Source organism: Endozoicomonas acroporae (assembly GCF_002864045.1).
In the GTDB taxonomy this organism is placed as follows: domain Bacteria; phylum Pseudomonadota; class Gammaproteobacteria; order Pseudomonadales; family Endozoicomonadaceae; genus Endozoicomonas; species Endozoicomonas acroporae.
In genome coordinates this window covers 1-21711 of record NZ_PJPV01000109.1, presented here as the reverse complement: position 1 = coordinate 21711, position 21711 = coordinate 1, and the positions used below count along the sequence as shown (strand labels likewise).

Annotated in this window: 8 protein-coding genes; all 8 read left to right on the top strand. The window is 50.1% G+C overall.

Annotated features, from left to right (window positions below):
- Positions 1 to 1860, top strand: a 1860-nt coding sequence (locus tag CX664_RS17290; RefSeq protein ID WP_146000096.1) for an RAP domain-containing protein, incomplete at its 5' end; no start/stop codon positions are given.
- 112 nt (positions 1861 to 1972) lie between these two features.
- Positions 1973 to 4969, top strand: a complete 2997-nt coding sequence (locus CX664_RS17285; RefSeq protein ID WP_101747950.1) for a DUF1601 domain-containing protein — start codon at positions 1973 to 1975, stop codon at positions 4967 to 4969.
- A 225-nt stretch (positions 4970 to 5194) separates the two neighbouring features.
- Positions 5195 to 6433, top strand: coding sequence for a hypothetical protein (locus CX664_RS17280; RefSeq protein WP_101747949.1), 1239 nt, complete (start codon positions 5195 to 5197; stop codon positions 6431 to 6433).
- 274 nt (positions 6434 to 6707) lie between these two features.
- Entirely contained in the window at positions 6708 to 9704 is a 2997-nt protein-coding gene (locus CX664_RS17275; protein WP_101747948.1) for an RAP domain-containing protein, read from the top strand.
- A 221-nt stretch (positions 9705 to 9925) separates the two neighbouring features.
- Positions 9926 to 13372, top strand: a complete 3447-nt coding sequence (locus tag CX664_RS17270) for an RAP domain-containing protein (protein ID WP_101747947.1) — start codon at positions 9926 to 9928, stop codon at positions 13370 to 13372.
- Between the two features lie 223 nt (positions 13373 to 13595).
- Positions 13596 to 16865 (top strand): RAP domain-containing protein, encoded by a 3270-nt coding sequence (locus CX664_RS17265; RefSeq protein WP_180966534.1) that lies wholly within the window; start codon positions 13596 to 13598, stop codon positions 16863 to 16865.
- Between the two features lie 51 nt (positions 16866 to 16916).
- Positions 16917 to 19676, top strand: a complete 2760-nt coding sequence (locus CX664_RS17260) for an RAP domain-containing protein (protein ID WP_101747945.1) — start codon at positions 16917 to 16919, stop codon at positions 19674 to 19676.
- A 68-nt stretch (positions 19677 to 19744) separates the two neighbouring features.
- A partial coding sequence (locus CX664_RS17255; protein ID WP_146000095.1) for a DUF1601 domain-containing protein occupies positions 19745 to 21711 on the top strand: 1967 nt, incomplete at its 3' end.

Here is a 21711-nt window from a genome sequence, read left to right as displayed (position 1 = left end):
GCGAAACTGGTGGACAACGGGCAGGAGCGAACACCAGGGTTCAACAAGGCCGTGGCCGCGCTGTTGCCCCACGTGATTACACAGAAAGTTCAATTTAATGCCCATGATATTGCCAGCCTGCTTTGGACCATGGCGAAACTGGTGGACAACGGGCAGGAACAAACACCAGGGCTTAAAAAGACTGTGGCCGCGCTGTTGCCCCAAGTGAGCACGCAGAAAAACCAATTTAATGCCCAGGGAATCGCCAATGTGCTGTGGGCCATGGCGAAACTGATGGACAACGTGCAGGAGCAAACACCAGGGCTCATAAAGGCCGTGACTGCGCTGTTGCCCCAAGTGAACGTACTGACAGCTAACTTTAACTCCCAGGAAATCACCAACCTGCTATGGGCCATGGCGAAACTGGTGGACTACGGGCAGGAGCGGACACCCGAGCTACATGGGGCCGTGGCTGCGCTGTTACCCCGCGTGAACGCACAGAAAGCTAACTTTAAACCAAAGGAAATCGCCAACCTGCTGTGGGCCATGGCGAAACTGGTGGACTACGGGCAGGAGCAGACACCAGAGTTCAAAGAGACCGTGGCCGCGCTGTTGCCCCACGTGAACGCACAGAAGGACCAATTTAAAGCTCAGGGCAATGTCAACCTGCTGTGGGCCATGGCGAAACTGGTGGACAACGGACTGGAGCGAACACAAGGTCTCATGGAGACCGTGGCCGAACTGTTACCCCACGCGAACAAACAGAAAGACCAATTTATTCCTCAGCATATTGCCAACCTGCTGTGGGCCATGGCAAAACTGGTGGACAACGGGCAGGAGTGGACACCAGAGCTCAAAGAGGCCGTGGCCGCGCTGTTGCACCACATGACCACACAGAAAAACCAGTTTAATACCCAGGATGTCGCCAACCTGCTTTGGGCCATGGCAAAACTGGTGGACAACGGAGAGTGGTTGCCAGAGCTTAAAGAAGCTATGTTCGTAGTGTTGCCCCACGTGACCCCACAGAAACACCAATTTAATCCTCAGCATATCGCCAACATTCTGTGGGCCATGGCGAAACTGGGTGAACTCGTTGAGCTACACGTGGTTACCTCTACGTTCGAATCGCTGGTCTGCCGAATCAGTGACAACCTTCAGCTCTCTCAGCAAGATATATTTATGTCTCTCTGGGGCGTAATGGTATGCTGTGCCAGATTGTCTCTAGACTCCAATGCTAATAAAAATAACATGCTTGAAAAGCACATGGTTGACCTGTTTACTCGCCTGGAAAATACATCCCCGGACAATGAAAAGGATCAACGCATCATAGCCATGGCCGCCAGTTGGCTTGGGAGAGCGAGTCCGATCATCCCCCATTACCGGACAACCATTTCAAAACATCAAGCCGACTTCCGCGATCAACTCCAATCATGCATGCCCTCTTTGAAGATTGAAGAAGAAAAGTGTCTGAAATCATTGCCTCCCGTTGACCTGCTACTGCCAGATCACAACATGGTTATTGAAATTCAGGGACCGTATCATTACCTGAGTAATGATTTTAAAATCAGGAATGGTTCGACTCTGCTTAAAATTGCACTGCTGAAAAAATCAGGATTTGAGGTCATTGAAATCCCGGTTAACCAGCTCAGTAGCCAGAATTCAATAAAACTATGCATTAATCAAATAAAGGCCAGGGTTGGCATCCCGCCACAGAATCATGGCTGTGAATCACTTAACACCGGATGGTCAGATGGGGCAAACGTTGCTGCCGATAAAGGGTGGCAATCCTCAGATCACTGTTACTTAAACGCCGAAGAAAATTCAGAAAAGCCAACAGACAAACCAAAAAACAGAAAAAGGAAAAGAAGAAAAAGGCAATAACCGCTTCCCTTTCATCATGACTCCAGAACCGTGTTCACATTCCAGCAAAATGAACTTCTGAACAGCACAGCAGTCAGCCTTTTATATTTTCATGAATTGATGAAATATAATTATGCATAGACCCTCTACTGGCATCAGTGGTCAATACGCAAGACCAGGTAATGATTACAACCAACCGGAAAACCGTGCCGCTTCTTCAAGGCCCGGGCGATATAGACATGCCACAGTCAGACAATGGGATAATCCTTCCCGCACAACCCCTGGACGTGATGAATTTTATAATTCTTCTGGCGCATGTCCTTCTCATTATCTGCTGTGCCGCTCAGTAAACCCTGCTCAAGATTTCAATGCCCTCATTCAACAGGAAGTAATGGATGGTCTGGTGAGTAAATCGAATCGTTTCGGTCATCACTATGATGGGAGAAATCACGGGAAATATGCCAGTTCAATTAAAAAATACTCGTTATCAGCTAAAAGACCGTTAAACCGGGCTGAACAAAGCCAGCTGATTCATTTGCTGCAAAATTTTACCGCAACACGGAGTTGGAATTGGCGAAGCCTGACGACAACACTTCATTCATTTACTTCAGCGGGTGTTTTTACCCCTCATCAACCCATGGATGAGCGGGTCAGGCTGACTCAAGCTGCCTTATTATCAACGGTACTTGATGCAATAATATTCAAGTGCAGCAAAAAACCTCAAGCCAGGGATATTAAAGCCCAGGAAATCACCAACATGCTCTGGGCCATGGCAAAACTGGTGGCCAATGGGCAGGAGCTAACACCAGAACTCAAAGAGGCCGTGGTTGCGCTGTTGCCCCACTTACACGCAGAGAAAGCTCACTTTATACCACAGGAAATCACCAACCTGCTGTGGGCCATGGCAAAACTGGTGGGCAGCGGGCAACAGTGGACGCCAGAGTTCAACGGGGCCGTGGCCGTGCTGTTGCCCCATGTGAACGCACAGAAAGCTAACTTTAAACCACAGGAAATCGCCAACCTGGTGTGGGCTATGGTGAAACTGCTGGACAACAAGCCAGAGCAGACACCAGGGCTCAAAGAGGCCGTGGCCGTGCTGTTGTCCCACGGGAACTTGCAGAAAGCTAACTTTAAACCACAGGAAATCGTCAACCTGCTCTGGGCCACAGCGAAACTGGTGGACAACGGGGAGTGGAAACCAGAGCTTAAAGAAGCGGTGGCCGCGCTGTTGCCCCACGTGAAAGCACAGAAAGACCAATTTCTTCCTCAGGCAATCGCCAACCTGCTGTGGGCCACAGCGAAACTGGTGGACAACGGACAGAGGCAGGCACCAGAGCTCAAAGAGGCTGTGGCTGTGCTGTTACCCCACGTGAACGCACAGAAAGCGAACTTTAAACCACAGGAAATAACCAACCTGCTGTGGGCCATGGCGAAACTGGTAAACAACGGACAGGAACGGACACCCGAGCTCAACGAGGCCGTGACCGTGCTGTTGTCCCATGTGAACATACAGAAAGCTCACTTTAAACCACAGGAAATCGCTAACCTGCTCTGGGCCATGGCGAAACTGGTGGACAACGGGCAGCAGCAGACAGCAGAGTTCAAAGAGGCAGTGGCCGCGCTGTTGCCCCATGTAATCGGACAGAAAGCTGACTTTAAACCACTGGAAATCGCCAACCTGTTGTGGGCCATGGCGAAACTGGGGGGCAACAGCCAGGAACAGACACCGGGGCTCAACGAGGCTGTGACCGCGCTGTTGCCCCACGTGAAAGCACAGAAAAACCAATTTAATGCCCAGAGTATCGCCAACCTGCTGTGGGCCATGGCGAAAATGACGGACAACGGGCAGGAGCAGACACCAGAGTTCAAAGAGACTCTGGTCGCACTGTTGCCCCACGTGCTGGCACAGAAAGCTAACTTTAAACCAGTGGAAGTCTGCAACCTGCTGTGGGCCAAGGCAAAACTGGTGGACAACGGGCAGGAGCAGACATCAACGTTCAAAGAGGCCGTGGCCGCCCTGTTACCCCACGTGAAAGCACAGAAAAGGCAATTTTTTCCTCAGCAAATCGCTATCCTGCTGTGGGCCATGGCAAAACTGGTGAACAACGGGCAGAAGCAGACACCAGCGTTCAAAGAGGCCGTGGTTGCGCTGTTGCCCCTCGTGAACGCACAGAAAGACCAATTTAATGCCCAGCATATTGCCAACCTGTTGTGGGCCATCGCGATACTGGTGGACAACGGGCAGGAGTGGACACCGGAGTTCGAACAGGCCGTTGCCGCACTGTTGCCCCACGTGAACACACAGAAAGGCCAGTTTAGTACCCAGGGTATCACCAACCTGCTGTGGGCCATGGTGAAACTGATGGACAGCGGGCAGGAGCAGACACCAGAGATGAAAGAGGCCGTGGCCGCGCTGTTACCCCATGTGAACGCACAGAAAGACCAATTTAATGCCCAGGGTATCGCCAACCTGTTGTGGGCCATGGCGAGCCTGGGTGAGTTCGTTGAGCTGAACGTGGTTACATTTATGTTCGAATCGCTTGTCTACCGAATCGGTGACAACCCTCAGTTTTCTCAACAAGAGATATTGATGTCTCTCTGGGGAGTAATGGTGTGCTGTGCCAGGTTGTCTCTAGACTCCAATACCAATAAAAATAACGTGCTTGAAAAACACATGGATGAACTTTTTACTCGCCTGAAAAATACATCCCCAGACAATGAAGAGGATCAACACATCATTGCCATGGCCGCAAGCTGGCTTGGCAGAGCCTGTCCGGTCGTCCCCCATTACCGGACAAATATTTCAAAACCTCAAGCCGACTTTCGCGATCAACTCCAATCATGCATGCCATCTTTGAAGATTGAAGAGGAAAAGAGCCTGAACTCATTATCGCCGGTTGACCTGCTACTGCCTGATCACAACATTGTTATTGAAATTCAGGGACCGACTCATTACGTGAGTAGTGATTTCAAAACCAGAAAGGGTTCGACTCTGCTGAAAATCGCACTGCTGAAAAAATCAGGATTTGAGGTCATTGAAGTCCCGGTTTACACGCTTTGGAAACGGGATTTAATAAAACCGTGTATTGATCAAATAAAGGCCAGGGTCAACATCTCGTTACAGGGGTAAGTAGTTGGCCAAATGAAATCGTTACTTAACCGTCAAAGAACATTCAGAAGAGCAAACAGACACACCAGAATACAGGCAGTAACTGTTTGTCTCGCTCCGGATGATTTGTAAGTAGATGGATTGAACTAATGACCAGTACTTCGATCTTAATAAGTAAGCTAATACCGGCTCAAGCTGAATAAAATGTTTGATCTTATTGATGACTCATCTATCAGGAGAAATGTCATGATTAGAAGTATGGACACTGCCAATTTACAGGCTCCGACGACACAACAGGGATTTACCAGTGAAACTCTCCCTGACCAACCTGATCATGTCGGGCAAAAACTTAACATCGCCCCACAATTGACAACCGACGGCGATGGAATTCAGGAACAACAGGCCACCAGTCTTTCCAGCCGAACCATTACTGGTTTAAACCCTCATTATGCGTCGTCACCTGAAACTTACTGGGAAGCAGCCCACATGGATAATACTCCCCGGCGCTATTGCTGTGCGAGCTATGCCAATGTATCGGGTACGGCTGAACCAAAAACTGTCCAGATTGGCAACCAGCAACTGATGACACTGGATGCTTCGCAAGCATTTGTTGATTGGGCTCTAGAGGAATACAAAAACCATATAGAATTCCATAACTTCAGCTTCCTGGTTGATTTTTTAAGCAAAAACAGCGAAATCGAATACATTGTTGATATTGGCTGTGGTTTCGGAGCAATATCCCTGTTAATGCAAAACTATCTCAATGAGCTGTACCCCCAGATCAAAGTAGTTCCTGTAGATATCAAAAATGCTTACGCTAATTGCGATGGAACTTTTTGTGACGATCCACAGCCCATCAACATAATTCCGGCTCAGGAAATTGCTGGCGCTAATCCTGCAACCACTTTATTTACCGCGATACACGCTTTTACCGGCTTGCCTTCGGAAAAAAGGCAACTTTGCAAAGAGATTGCCCTGGGGCAAACTGAGTTTTATCTCACCACACTCATAAAAAACAATCCTGGTTGTTTTGTCCTGATCACCGAAGACCCGTACGCATCCTCACCCCAGCAATATATTCCCCCGGAACTGGTGTACACCAAACATTACCACGCGCTCGCGCAGAGCTGTACGCTGGAGGAGCTTGAGACACAACCTCTTTGCCAGGCAAAAGCCGCAGAAATGAACGCAGAAAACGCTGATATCTACCGGTTAAACCAGTTGCTGGCAAAACTTCCTGCGCAGCAGGATGATTATCTGTCTTTGACCTCCATAAATACAGAATATCGTCAACAGGAAATTGGTTTAGTACCTTGGCAATACACGCCGGATTATATCTTCAATTGTTCTCTTAAAAGCATGACACTGGACGAGAGGATTAAATCCTACGATAGCATCAAATCTGAGGTCAAAAAATATAACCTGGAGTTACGTTGCTGGCATGTTTATCGCCAGGATATCAATGCCTCAGAAGCTTCCCGGTGAATCTGGACAGCCACCAAAGTAACTGTTTGGTGATCCCATCCAATGTTCGCGATTACCAGGGGCTGCGGCCATATTGAACTTAAGTACAGGTGCTTGTAGCCCTTGGTAATCAAGGGTCAATAAGGTTTCAGCGAACAGTTACCCACCAAAACACACTCGGCTGATGGTCGGACTGCATTACTCAAACACGCTTTTATAGATATTTCAGCAAAATGAACTTCTGAACAGAACAGCAGTCTGTTTTTATATTTTCATGAATTGATGAAATATAGGTATGCATAGACCCCCTGCTGGCATCAGTGGTCAATACGCAAGACCAGGTAATGATTACAACCAACCGGAAAACCGTGCCGCTTCTTCAAGGCATGGGCGATATAGACATGCTACGGTCAGACAACGGGATAACCCCTCCCGCACAGCACCGGGTCGCAATGAATTTTACCATTCTTCTGGCACACACTCTTCTCAACATCTACTGCGCCGTTCAGTAAACACTGCTCATAATTTTAATGCCCTCATCAAACAGGAAATAATGGACGGTCTGGTGAGTAAATCGAATCGTTTCGGCCATCGCTATGATGGCAGACATCACGGGCAATATGCCAGTTCAATTAAAAGATACTCGTTAGCTGCTAAAAGACCGTTAAATCGGACTGAACAAAGCCAGCTGATACATTTCCTCCAAAATTTTACCGCAACAAGGAGTTGGAATTGGCGAAGCCTGACGACAACACTTCATTCATTTACTTCAGCGGGTGTTTTTACCCCTCATCAACCCATGGATGAGCGTGTCAAGCTTACTCAAGCTGCCTTATTATCAACGGTACTTGATGCAATAGTATTCAAGTGTAACCAAAAACCTCAAGCCACGGATATTGATGCCCAGGAAATCGCCAACCTGCTGTGGGCCATGGCAAAAATGGTGGGCAACGGGCAGGAGCGGACACCAGAACTCAAAGAGGCCGTAGTCGCGCTGTTGCCCCGGGTAAACGCAGAGAAAGCTAACTTTAAGCCACAGGAAATCGCCAATCTACTGTGGGCCATGGGGAAACTGGTGGGCAACGGGCACGAGCGGACACCAGAACTCAAAGAAGCCGTAGCCGCGCTGTTGCCCCGCGTAAACGCAGAGAAAGCTAACTTTAAACCACAGGAAATCGCCAACTTGCTGTGGGCCATGGCGAAGCTGCTGGACAACGGACAGGAGCGGACACCAAGGCTCAAAGAGGCCGTTGCTGCGCTGTTGTCCCACGCGAAAGTACAGAAAGCTAACTTTAAACCACAGGAAATCGCCATCCTGCTGTGGACCATGGCGAAACTCGTGGATAACCGGGAATGGACACCAGAGCTTAAAGAAGCTTTGGCCGCGCTGCTGCCCTACGTGAAAGCACAGAAAGACCAATTTATTCCTCAGGGTATCACCAACCTGCTTTGGGCCATGGCAAAACTGGCAGACAGCGGGCATAAGCAAACACCGGGGCTCAACGAGGCCGTGGCCGCCCTGTTGCCCCTTGTGAACGCACAGAGAGACCGATTTAATGCCCAGGGAATCGCCAACCTGCTGTGGGCCATGGCGAAACTGGCGGATAACGGGCAGAAGCAGACACCAGAGCTCAAAGAAGCTGTGGCTATGCTATTGCCCCACGTAAACGAACAGAAAGCTGACTTTAACCCACAGGAAATCGCCAACCTGCTGTGGGCCATGGCGAAACTGGTGGACAACGGGCAGGAGCAGACACCAGAACTAAAAGAGGCTATGGCCACGCTGTTGCCCCGGGTAAACACAGAGAAAGCCAGCTTTACCCCCCAGGAAATAGCCAACCTGCTGTGGGCCATGGCGAAACTGGTGGACAGCGGACAGAACCGGACACCAAAACTGAACGAGGCCCTGGCCGCACTGTTGCCCCACGTGAATGCCAAGAAAAACCAGTTTAATGCCCAAGGTATCGCCAACCTGCTCTGGGCCATGGCGAAACTGGTGGACGACGGGTTGGAGCAGACACCAGAGTTCAAAGATGCTTTGGCCGCGCTGTTGCCCCACGTAATTGCACAGAAAGCTAACGTTAATCCACAAGAAATCAGCAACCTGCTGTGGGCCATGGCAAAACTGGCGGACAATGGGCTGGAGCGGACACCAGGTCTCAAGAGGGCCATAGCTGCGCTGTTGCCCCACGTGACCACACAGAAAGACCAGTTTATTCCTCAGCATATCACCAACCTGCTGTGGGCCATGGCGAAACTGGTGGACAACGGGCACGAGCAAACGCCAGCACTTAACGAGGCCGTGGCCACACTGTTGCCCTGCGTGAATGCACAGAAAGACCAACTTATTCCTCAGCAGGTCGCTAACTTGCTGTGGGCTATGGCGAAACTGGTGGACAACGGGCACGAGCAAACGCCAGCACTTAACGAGGCCGTGGCCACCTTGTTGCCCCATGTGAACGCACTGAAATACCAATTTATCCCTCAGCATATCGCCAACCTGCTGTGGGCCATGGCGAAACTGGTGGACAACAGGAATGAGCAGACACCCGGGCTCAACGAGGCCGCGGTCGCACTGTTGCCCCACCTGGACGCACAAAAAGACCAATTTATTCCTCAGCATATCGCTAACCTGCTGTGGGCCACAGCGAAGCTGGGTGAAATTGTTGAGTTGAACGTGCTTACCTCTATGTTCGAATCGTTTATCTACCGAATCAGTGAAAATCCTCAGTTCTCTCAGCAAGCGATAATGATGTCTCTTTGGGGAGTCATGGTATGCTGTGCCCGGTTGTCTCTGGTCTCCAGTGTCAATAAAAATAAAGAACTTGAGAAGCACATGGATGTCCTGTTTACGCGCCTGGAGAATACCTCCACAGCCAATATGGAGGAAAAATCCATCCTTGCCATGGCCGCAAGTTGGCTTGGGAGAGCGTGTCCGGTTGTTCCCCATTACCAGACAACCATTTCAAAACCTCAAGCGGACTTCCGCGATCAACTCCAATCATGCATGCCATCTTTGAAGATTGAAGAGGAAAAGAGTCTGAACTCATTGCCTCCGGTTGACCTGCTACTGCCAGATCACAACATCGTTATTGAAATTCAGGGACCGACTCATTATGTGAGTGGTGATTTCAAAACCAGGAAGGGTTCGACTCTGCTGAAAATCGCACTGCTGAAAAAATCAGGATTTGAGGTCATTGAAGTCCCGGTTTACACGCTTTGTAACCGGGATTTAATAAAACCGTGTATTGATCAAATAAAGACCAGGGTCAACATCTCGTTACAGAGGTAAGTAGTTGACCAGATGAAATCCCTACTTAACCGTCAAAGAACATTCAGCAGAGCAAACAGACAAACCAGAATACAGGTAGTAACTGTTTGCCTAGCTTCGGATGATTTGCAAGTAGATGGATTTCCCCAAAAGCTTACTTTTAGAGATATTTCAGCAAAATGAACTTCTGAACAGAACAGCAGTCTGCTTTTTATATTTTCATGAATTAATGAAATGTAATTATGGATAGCCCCCCTGCTGGCATCAGTGGTCAATACACAAGACCAGGCAATGATTACAACCAACCGGAAAACCGTGCCGCTTCTTCAAGGCGTGGGCGATATAGACATGCCACAGTCAGACAATGGGATAAGCCCTCCCGCACTGCACCGGGTCGCAATGAATTTTACCATTCTTCTGGCACACACTCTTCTCAACATCTACTGCGCCGTTCAGTAAACCCTGCTCAGAATTTTAATGCCCTCATCAAACAGGAAATAATGGCTGGTCTGCTGAGTAAATCGGATCGTTTCGGTGATCGCTATAATGGGAGACCTCACAGCCAATATGCCAATTCAATTAAAAAATACACGTCAGCTTCTAAAAGGCCGTTAAATCGGGCTGAACAAAGCCAGTTAATAAATTTTCTGCAAACATTTACCGCAACACGACGTTGGCATTGGCGAAGTCTGACGACCACACTTCATTCATTGACTTCAGCGGGTGTATTTACCCCTCATAGCCCCCTGGATAAGCGTGTTCAGCTCACTCAAGCGGCGTTATTGTCCACTCTGATGGATGCAATAATATTCAAGTGCAACCAAAAACCCGCAGTCAGGGATATAGATGCCCAGGGAATTGCCAACCTGTTGTGGGCCATGGCGAAACTGGTGGACAACGGGCAGGAGCGGACACCAGAGTTCAAACAGGCCGTGGCCGCACTGTTACCCCATGTAATCGCACAGAGAGATCAATTTAATGCCCAGGGTATCGCCAACCTGCTGTGGGCCATGGCGAAACTGGTTGACAACAGGCATGAGCGGACACCAGAGATCAAAGCGACCATGGCCGCGTTGTTGCCTACCGTGAACACACAGAAAGCGAACTTCAATCCACAGGAAATCGCCAACCTGCTGTGGGCCATGGCGAAACTGTTGGACAACGGGCAGAAACGGACCCCCGAGTTCAAACGGACCCTGGCCGCGTTGTTGCCCCACGTGAACACACATAAAGCTGACTTCAAACCACAGGAAATCGCCAACCTGCTGTGGGCCATGGCGAAACTGGTGGACAACGGGCAGGAGCGAACACCCGGGTTCAATCAGGCCGTGGCCGCGCTGTTGCCTCACGTGAACCCACAGAAAGGCCAATTTGATCCTCAGCATATCGCCAGCCTGCTGTGGGCCATGGCGAAACTGGTGGATAACGGGCATGAACAGACACCGGGGCTTAAAAAGGCTGTGGCCGCGCTGTTGCCCCATGTGAACGCACATAAAAACCAATTTAATGACCAGGGAATCGTCAACTTGCTGTGGGCCGTGGCGAAACTGGTGGAGAAAGGGCAGGAGCAGACACCGGGGCTTAAAAAAACTGTGGCCGCGCTGCTACCCCGCGTGAACGCAAAGAAAGACCAATTTATACCTCAACATATGACCATCCTGTTGTGGGCTATAGCGAAACTGGTAGACCAAGTGCAGGAGCAGATGCCAGAGTTCAACAAGACTGTGGTCGGTCTGCTGCCTTACGTGAACGCAAGGAAAGACCAATTTATACCTCAGCAAATCGTCAACCTGCTGTGGGCCATGGCGAAACTGGTGGACAACGGGCAGGAGCAGACACCGGGGCTTAAAAAAGCTGTGGCCGCGCTGTTGCCCAACGTGAACGCACAGACAGACCAATTTAATGCCCAGGGGATCACCAACCTGCTGTGGGCCACGGCAAAACTGGTGGACAACGGGCAGGAGCAGACACCAGAACTCAACCAGGCCGTGGCCGCGCTGTTGCCCTGCGTGAAAGTACAGAAAGACCAGTTTATACCTCAGCAAACCGCCAACCTGCTGTGGGCCATGGCGAAACTGGCGGACAACGGGCATGAGCAGACACCAGAGTTCAACGAAACCCTGGCTGCGCTGTTGACCTGCGTGATCGTACAAAAAGCTAACTTTAAATCACAGGGTATCGCCAACCTGCTCTGGGCCATGGCGAAACTGGTGGACAGCGGACAAGACCGGACACCAAAGCTGAAAGAGGCCGTGGCTGCGCTATTGCTCCCCGTTAACGCACTGAAAGACCAATTTATTCCTCAACATATCGCCAACCTGCTGTGGGCCATGGCGAAACTGGTGGACAACGGGCAGGAGCAGACACCGGGGCTCAAAAAGACCGTGGCCGCACTGTTGCTCCTCGTAAACTCACAGAAAGCCAACTTTAACCCGCAGGGTATCACCAACCTGCTGTGGGCCATGGCGAAACTGGCGGACAAAGGCCAGAAGCGGACACCAGAGTTCAACGAGGCCGTGGCCGCGCTGTTGCCCCGGGTGAACACACAGAAAACTGACTTTAAACCACAGGAAATCGCCAACCTGTTGTGGGTCATGGCAAAACTGATGGACAGCGGACAGAGGCGGACACCAGAGTTCTACGAGGCTGTGGCCACGTTATTACCCCATGTGAGCGCTCAGAAAGCTAACTTCAAACCACAGGAAATTGCCAACCTGCTGTGGGCCATGGCGAAACTGGTAGACAACGGTCACGAGCGGACACCAGCGCTCAACGGGGCCATTGCCACACTATTGCCGCAGGTGAACGCCCATAAAGACCAATTTATTCCTCAGGGTATCGTCAACCTGCTGTGGGCCATGGCGAAACTGGTGGACAACGGGCAGGAACAGACATCAGGGCTCAAAGAAGCGGTAGCCGCGCTATTGCCCCACGTAAACACACAGCAGGCTAACTTTAAACCACAAGGTATCGCCAACCTGCTGATGGCCATGGCGAAACTGGGTAATCTCGTTGAGCTGAACGTGGTTACCTCTACGTTCGAACTGCTTGTCCACCGAATCAGTGACAACCCTCAGTTCTCGCTACAAGAGATATCGATGTCTCTCTGGGGAGTAATGGTCTGCTGTGCCCGGTTGTATCTGACCTCCAATACCTATAAAAATAACGTGCTTGAACAGCACATGGATCACCTGTTTACTCGCCTGGAAAATACACCCACTGACAATGAAGAGGATCTATCCATCATTGCCATGGCCGCAAGTTGGCTTGGGAGAGCGTGTCCGGTCATCCCTCATTACCAGACCACCAGGTCAAAACCTCAAACCGACTTCCGCGATCAACTCCAATCATGCATTCCCTCTTTGAAGATTGAAGAAGAAAAGAGTCTGAACTCATTACCACCGGTTGACCTGATACTGCCGGATCACAACATCGTTATTGAAGTTCAGGGACCGTTTCATTACGTGAATGATGAATTCAAAACCAGAAACAGTACGACTCTGCTTAAAATCGCACTGTTGCAAAAAGCAGGATTTGAGGTTATTGAAATCCCGGCTAACACGCTTTGGAACCCGGATTTAATGAAACCATACATTCATCAAATAAAAACCAGGGTAGACATCCTGGGACAGGGCTCTGTATCACTTAACAGCGAGGGAGACAGATGCGGTGAACATGACTGCCGATAAAAGATGGCAACTCTCAGATCACAGTTATTTAACTGCCAGAGAATATTTAGAAGAGCAAACAGACAAACCAAAATACAGGTTATAACTGTTTTTCTCGCTCCAGATGATTTGCAAGTAGATAGGTTCCCCTCTCGTTTACGTTCGTAGACCATTTCAACAAAATGAACTTCTGAACAGAATAGCAGTCTGATGCTTATATTTTCATGAATCAATGAAATATAATATGGATAGAAGCTCTGCTGGTATCAGTGGTAAATACGCAAGATCAGCTAATGATTATAACCGCCCGGATGACCAGGCGGCTTCTTCAAGGCGTGGGCGATATAAACATTCTACAGTCAGACCGTGGGATAACCCCCGCCCCACTACCCCGGGGAATAATAAATTTTACCGTCCTTCTGGCGCACGCTCTTCTCAATATCTACAGAGCCGTTCAGTCAACCCAGCTCAAGATTTTAATGCCCTTATCAAACAGGAAATAATGGCTGGTCTGTTGAGTAAATCGGCTCGCTTCGGCCATCGCTATGATGGGAGAAATCATTGTCACTATGCCATTTCAGTTAAAAAATACACGTCAGCTGCTAAAAGACCGTTAAAGCGATCGGAACAAAGCCAGCTGATGCGTTTTCTGCAAAATTTTACCGTAACGCGCAGCTGGAATTGGCTAAGCCTGACGATAACAATTCATTCATTTACTTCAGCGGGTGTTTTTACCCCTCATAAACCCATGAATGAGCATGTTCAGCTCACTCAAACGGCCTTATTGTCCTCACTACTGGATGCAATAATATTCAAGTGCAATCAAATGCCTCAAGCCAGGGACATTGATGCCCGTGGTATCGCCAACCTGTTGTGGGCCATGGCGAAACTGGTGGACAACGGGCAGGCGTGGATACCAGTGTTCAACGAGGCCGTAGCCACACTGCTTCCCTGCGTGAGCGCACAGAAAGACCAATTTATTCCTCAGCATATCGCCAACCTGCTCTGGGCCATGGCAAAACTGGTGGACAACGGGCTGGAGCAGACACCAGAGTTCAAAGCGGCCCTGGCTTCGCTGTTGCCCCGATTGCACGCACAGAAAAACCAATTTACTGCCCAGAATATTGCTAACACTCTGTGGGCCATGGCGAAACTGGTGGACAACGGACTGGAGCGGATACCAGAGCTCAACAAGACCCTGGCCGCTCTGCTGCCCTGCGTGAACGCTCAGAAAAACCAATTTATTCCTCAGCATATCGCCAACCTGCTGTGGGCCATGGCAAAACTGGTGGACAACAAGCAGGGGCTGACACCAGAGTTCAAAGAGGCCGTGGTTACGCTGTTGCCCCATGTAAATGCACAGAAAGCCAACTTTAAACGACAGGAAATCGCCAATCTACTGTGGGCCATGGCAAAACTGGTGGACAACGGGCTGGAGCAAACACCAGAGCTCAAAGAGGCCGTGACCGCGGTGTTGTCTCAGGTGAACGCACAGAAAGCTAACTTTAACCCGCAGGAAATTACCAACCTGCTGTGGGCCATGGCGAAACTGGTGGACAACGGGCAGGAACGGACACCTCGACTGAAAGAGGCCATAACCGCGCTGTTGCCCCAAGTGAACAGACACAAAGACCAATTTGTTCCGCGGGTAGTCGCCAACTTGCTCTGGGCCATGGCGAAACTGGTGGACAACAGCCAGGAGCAGACACCAGCTTTCAACAGGGCCGTGACCGCGCTGTTGCCCTGTGTGAACACGCAGAAAGGCCAATTTAATCCGCAGGATATCGCCAACCTAATGTGGGCCATGGCGAAACTGGTGGAGAAAAGGCAGGAGCATATACCGGGGCTGAAAGAGGCCCTGGTCGCCCTGTTGCCCTGCGTAAACGCACAGAAAACTAACTTTAAACCACAGGGTATCGCCAACCTGCTGTGGGCCATGGCGAAACTGGTGGACAACGTGCAAGAGCAGGTACCAGGGCTCAAAGAGGCTGTAGCCACGATATTGCCACATGTGAACGCACAGAAAACAAACCTTACCCCACAGGAAATCGCCAACCTGCTGTGGGCCATGGCGAAACTGGTGGACAACGGACAGGAGCGAACACAAGGGCTTAAAGAAGCCGTGACCACTCTGCTGCCTCATTTGAACGCACAGAAAGACCAATTTAATGCGCAGGGCATCGTCAATCTGCTGTGGGCCGTGGCGAAACTGGTTGAGAATGGACAGGAGCGGACACCCGAACTCAACGAGGGTGTGGCCGCGCTGTTTCCCCGCGTGAACGCACTGAAAGACCAATTTATTCCTCAGCATACCGCCAACCTGCTTTGGGCCATGGCAAAACTGGTGGACAACGGACAAGAGCAGACACCAGAGTTCAAAGAGGCAGTGGTTGCACTGTTGCTCCACGTAAATGCACAGAAAGCTAACTTTAAACCACAGGAAATCACCAACCTGCTGTGGGCCATGGTAAAACTGGTGGATAACGGGCAGGAGTGGACACCAGAGTTCAAAGAAGCTGTGGCCGCGATGCTGCCCCGGGTAAACACCCAGACAGCTAACTTTAAACCACCGGAAATTGCCATCCTGGTGTGTGTCATAGCGAAACTGGTGGACAGTGGGCAAGTGTGGATACCAGAGCTCAGCGAGTCCCTGGCGGCGCTGCTGCCCCACGTGAACGCACAGAAAGAGCAATTTAATGCCCAGAGTATCACCAACCTGCTGTGGGCCATGGCGAAACTGGTGGATAACAGGCAGGAGCAGACGCCAGATATTATAGAGACCGTGGCCGCACTGTTGCCCAGCGCGATTGCACAGAAAGCTAACTTTAAACCACTGGAAATCGCCAATCTGCTGTGGGCCTTGGCGAAACTGGGTGAACTGATTAACCTGAACACAGTTACCTCTATGTTTGAATCGCTGTTCTACCGAATCAGCGACAACCCTCAACTCTCTCAGCGAGCGATATTGATGTCACTCTGGGGAGTCATGGTATGCTGTGCCAGATTGTCTCTGATCTCCACTGCCAATAAAAATAATGTGCTTGAACAGCACATGGATGACCTGTTTACTCGCCTGGAAAATGCCACCCCAGACAATGATGAGGATCTATCCATCATTGCCATGGCGGCAAACTGGCTTGGGAGAGAGTGTCCGGTCGTTCCCCATTACCAGACCACCATGTCAACACCTCAAACCAACTTCTGCGGTCAGCTTCAATCACACATTCCCTCCTTGAAGATCGTACAAGAAAAGAGCCTGAACCTATTACCGCCGGTTGACCTGCTACTGCCAGATCTCAACATGGTTATTGAAGTTCAGGGACCGACTCATTACGTGAATGGTGATTTCACAACCAGGAATGGTTCGACTCTGCTGAAAATCGCACTGCTGCAAAAAGCAGGATTTGAGGTCATTGAAATCCCGGTTAACCAGCTTTGGAACCGGAATTTAATCAAACTATGTATTGATCACATAAAGACCAGGATAGACATTTTCAGTAAAATGAACTTCTGAACAGCACAGCAGTCTGTTTTTTATATTCTCATGAATTAATGAAATATAAATATGCATCAAACTTCTGCTGGTATCAGTGGTAAATACTCAAGACCATGTAATGACAACAACCAACCACATGACCATGCCGTTTCTTCAAGGCTTGGACGATATAAACATGCCACAGTCAGACAGTGGGATAATCCCCCCCGTTCTACCCCGGAGCGTAATGAGTTTTACCATTCTTCTGGCGCATGTTCTTCTCTACAGCGTCGTTCAGTAAACCCTGCGCAAGATTTTAATGCCCTCATTAAACAGGAAATAATGGATGACCTGGTGAGTAAATCGGATTATTTCGGTCATCGCTATAATGGGAGAAATCACGGGCAATATGCCATTTCAATTAAAAAATACACGTCAGCTGCTAAAAGACCGTTAAATCGAGCTGAACTAAGCCAGCTGTTACTCTTGCTGCAAAATTTTACCGTAACGCGAAGCTGGAATTGGCGAAGCCTGACGACAACATTTCATTCGTTTACTTCATCGGGTGTGTTTACCCATCATAAACCCATGGATGAGCGTATTACACTTACTCAGGCTCACTTGCTGTCAACGCTACTTGATGCAATAACATTCAAGTGCAACCAAAAACCTGAAGCCAGGGATATTGATGCCATGGGAATCGCCAACCTGCTATGGGCCATGGCAAAACTGGTGGACAACAGGCAGGCGCAAACAACAGATTTTAACGGGGCCGTAGCCGCGCTGTTGCCCCACGTAAACGCACTGAAAGCTAACTTTAAATCACAGGGTATCGCCAACCTGCTGTGGTCCATGGCGAAACTGGTGGACAACGGACAAGAGCGGATACCAGGACTCAAAGAGGCGGTGATCACGCTGTTGCACCGGGTGAACGCACAGAAAGCTGACTTTAACCTACAGGAAACCACCAACCTGCTGTGGGCCATGGCAAAACTGGTGGACAACGGACAAGAACAAAAACAAGAGCTCAAAGAGGCTGTGACCGTGCTGTTGCCTCTTGTGTACGCACAGAAAGACCAGTTTAATGCCCAGCGCATCGCCAACCTGGTGTGGGCCATGGCGAAACTGGCGGACAACGGCCAGAAGCTGACGCCCGAATTCAATAAAGCTGTGACCACGCTGCTGCTCTACGTGAACACACAGAAAGACCAATTTAATACCCAGGGCATTGCCAACCTGCTCTGGGCGATAGTGAAACTGTTGGACAACGGCCTGAAATGCACACCAGCATTCAAAGAGGCCCTGGCTGTATTGTTGCCCTGCGTGAATGCACAGAAAGCGAACTTTAAACCACAGGGTATCGCCAACCTGCTTTGGGTTATGGCGAAACTGGCGGACATAGGGCAGGAGCCGACACCCCGGCTCAACGAAACCGTGACCGCGTTGTTGCCCTGTGTGAAGGCACAGAAAGCTAACTTTAAACAACAAGGTATCACTAACCTGCTGTGGGCCATGGCGAAACTGACGGACAACGGCCAAAAGCGGACGCCCGAGTTCAATGAAGCAGTAACCACGCTGTTGCCTCAGGTGGACGCACACAAAGACCGATTTATACCTCAGCATATCACCAACCTGCTGTGGGCCCTGGCGAAACTGTTGGACAACGGACCGAAGAAGACAGAAGAGTTCAATGAGGCCGTGGCCACTCTTTTGTCCTGCGTGAACTCACAGAAAGACCAATTTATTCCTCAGCATATCGCCAATTTGATGTGGGCCATGGCGAAACTGGTGGACAACGGACAGGATTGGACGCCAGAGTTCCACAGAGCTGTGGCCGCGCTGTTGCCCCAAGTGATCGCACAGAAAGCTAACTTTAAACCACAGGAAATCGCCAACCTGCTGTGGGCCATAGCGAAACTGGTGGACAACCGTCAGGAGCAGACAGCGCAGTTCAACGAAGCAGTGGCTGTGCTATTGCCCCTCGTGAACGCAATGAAAGCTGACTTTATCGCACAGGAAATCGCCAACCTGCTGTGGGCCACGGCGAAACTGGCGGACAACGGGCAGGAGCAGACAGCCAGGTTGAAAGAGGCCATGACCGCGCTGTTGCCCTTCGTGAATGCACTGAAAGCCGATTTTAATCCACAGGAAATTGCCAATCTGCTGTGGGCCACGGCGAAATCGGGTGAACTCCTTGAGCTGAATATGGTGACTTCTACGTTAGAATCTCTTGTCTACCGAATCAGTGAAAACCCTCAGCTCTCTCAGCAAGACATATTGATGTCTCTATGGGGAGTAATGGTATGGTGTGCCAGGTTGTCCCTGATCTCCAACGCCAATCAAAATAGCGTGATTGAAAAGTACATAGATGACCTGTTTACTCGTCTGGAAAATACCGCCCCAAACAATGAAGATGAACAATCCATCATTGCCCTGGCCGCAAGTTGGCTTGGGAGAGCGTGTCCGATCGTCCCCCATTACCTGCGCACCATGTCACAACCTCAAGCCGAATTCCGCGATCAACTCCAATCATGCATTCCCTCTTTGAAGATTGAAGAAGAAAAGTGTCTGAACTCACTGCCTCCGGTTGACCTGCTACTGCCAGATCTCAACATGGTTATTGAAATTCAGGGACCGTTTCATTACGTGTGTGGTGATTTCAAAACCAGGAATGGTTCGACTCTGCTGAAAATCGCACTGCTGAAAAAAGCAGGATTTGAGGTCATTGAAATCCCTGCTAACAAGGTTTGGGACCAGGATTCAATAAAACCATGTATTGATCAAATAAAGACCAGGGAAGGAGCTTCCAGACTTGAGTCCGTATCCACAGGTGATCCTTTGGCAGATTAAGCAAAATGAACTTCTGAACAGCACCGAAGTCTGCTTTTTATATTCTCATGAATTGATGAAATATAATTATGGATAAAAGCTCTGCTGGTATCAGTGGTCATTACGCAAGATCAGGTAATGGTCACAACCAACAAGATGACCGTGCTGCTTCATCAAGGCGTGGGCGACATAGACATGCCACAGTCAGACAGTTGGATAATACTCAACGCACTACACCGGGGTGTAATCAATTTTACCGATCTACTGCCGTATGCCTTTCTCAACATCTAAAGTGTCGTTCAGTAAACCCGGCCCAGGTTTTTTACGCCCTCATCAACCAGGAAACAATAGATAATCTGGTGCGTCAATCTGAACGTTTTGGTCATCGCTATGATGGGAGGTGTCATGGTCAATATGCCAGTTCAATTAAAAAATACACGTTAACTGCTAAAAGACCATTAAATCGAGCAGAACAAAGCCAGCTGATACGTTTTCTGCAAAATTTTACCGTAAAGCGAAGCTGGAATTGGCGAAGCCTGACGACAACATTTCATTCATTGACTTCAGCTGGTATTTTTACCCCTCATAACCCCATGAATGTGTGTGTTAAGCGTACTCAAACTGCCTTATTATCAACGCTTCTTGATGTATTAATATTCAAGTGCCATCAAAAACCTCAAGCCAGGGATATTGATGCCAGGGGAATCACCAACCTGCTATGGGCCATCGCGAAACTGGTGGACAGCGGGCAGAAGCAGACACCAGAGCTCAAACAGGCCGTGGCCGCGCTGCTGCCCCATCTGAACGTACAGAAAGATCAATTTATTCCTCAGCATATCGCCAACCTGCTGTGGGCCATGGCAAAACTGGTGCACAACGGTCAGGAGCAGACACCAGAAATCAAAAAGGCCGTGGCCACGCTGTTGCCCCATGTGAATGCCCAGAAAGACCAGTTGAGTCCTCAGAATATCACCAACCTGCTGTGGGCCATGGCAAAACTGGTGGACAACGGCCAGGAGTGGACAGCCGAACTCAACGAGGCCGTGGCCGCTCTGCTGCCCTGTATAAACGCACAGCAAGACCATTTCATTCCTCAGCATATCGCCAACCTGCTGTGGGCCATGGCGAAACTGGTGGACAACGGGCAGCAGCAGACACCATGGCTCAAACAGTCTGTGGCCGCACTGTTACCCCACGTAAACGCACAGAAAACTAACTTTAAGCCACAGGAACTCGTCAGCCTGCTGTGGGCCATGACGAAACTGCTGGACAACGGTCAAGAGCAAATACAAGAGCTCAAAGAAGCCGTGGCCGTGCTGTTGTCTCAAGTGAACGCAAAGAAAAGCCAATTTAATGCTCAGGGCATTGCCAACCTGCTGTGGGTCGTGGCGAAACTGGTGGACAACGGGCAGGAATGGACACCCGGGCTGAACGGGGTCGTGAGCGCGCTGTTGCCGCACGTGAACGTACAGAAAGACCAATTTAATCCTCAGCATATCGCCAACCTGCTGTGGGCCATGGCGAAACTGGTGGACAACGGGCAGGAGCCGACACCAGGGCTCAAAGTGGCCGTGGCCATGCTGTTGCCCCTCGTGAACGCACAGAAAGACCAATTTAAGGCCCAGGGCATCACCAACCTGCTGTGGGCCATGGCAAAACTGGTGGACAACGGGCAGGAGCCGACACCAGAACTCAAAAAGGCCGTGGCCGCGCTGTTGCCCCACGTGAACACACAGAACGCTCACTTTAAACCACAGGGTATCGCTAACCTGCTGTGGGCCATGGCGAAACTGGTGGACAGCGGGCAGAAGCAGACACCAGAACTCAAAGAGGCCGTGGCCGCGCTGTTGCCCCACGTGAACGCACAGAAAGACCAATTTATTCCTCAGCAAACTGCCAACCTGCTGTGGGCCATGGCGAAACTGGTGGACAAAGGGCTGGAGAAAACACCAGAGCTCAACGAGGCCGTGGCCGCGCTGTTGCCCCACGTGAACGCACAGAAAGACCAATTTATTCCCCAGCATATCACCAACCTGCTGTGGGCCATGGCAAAACT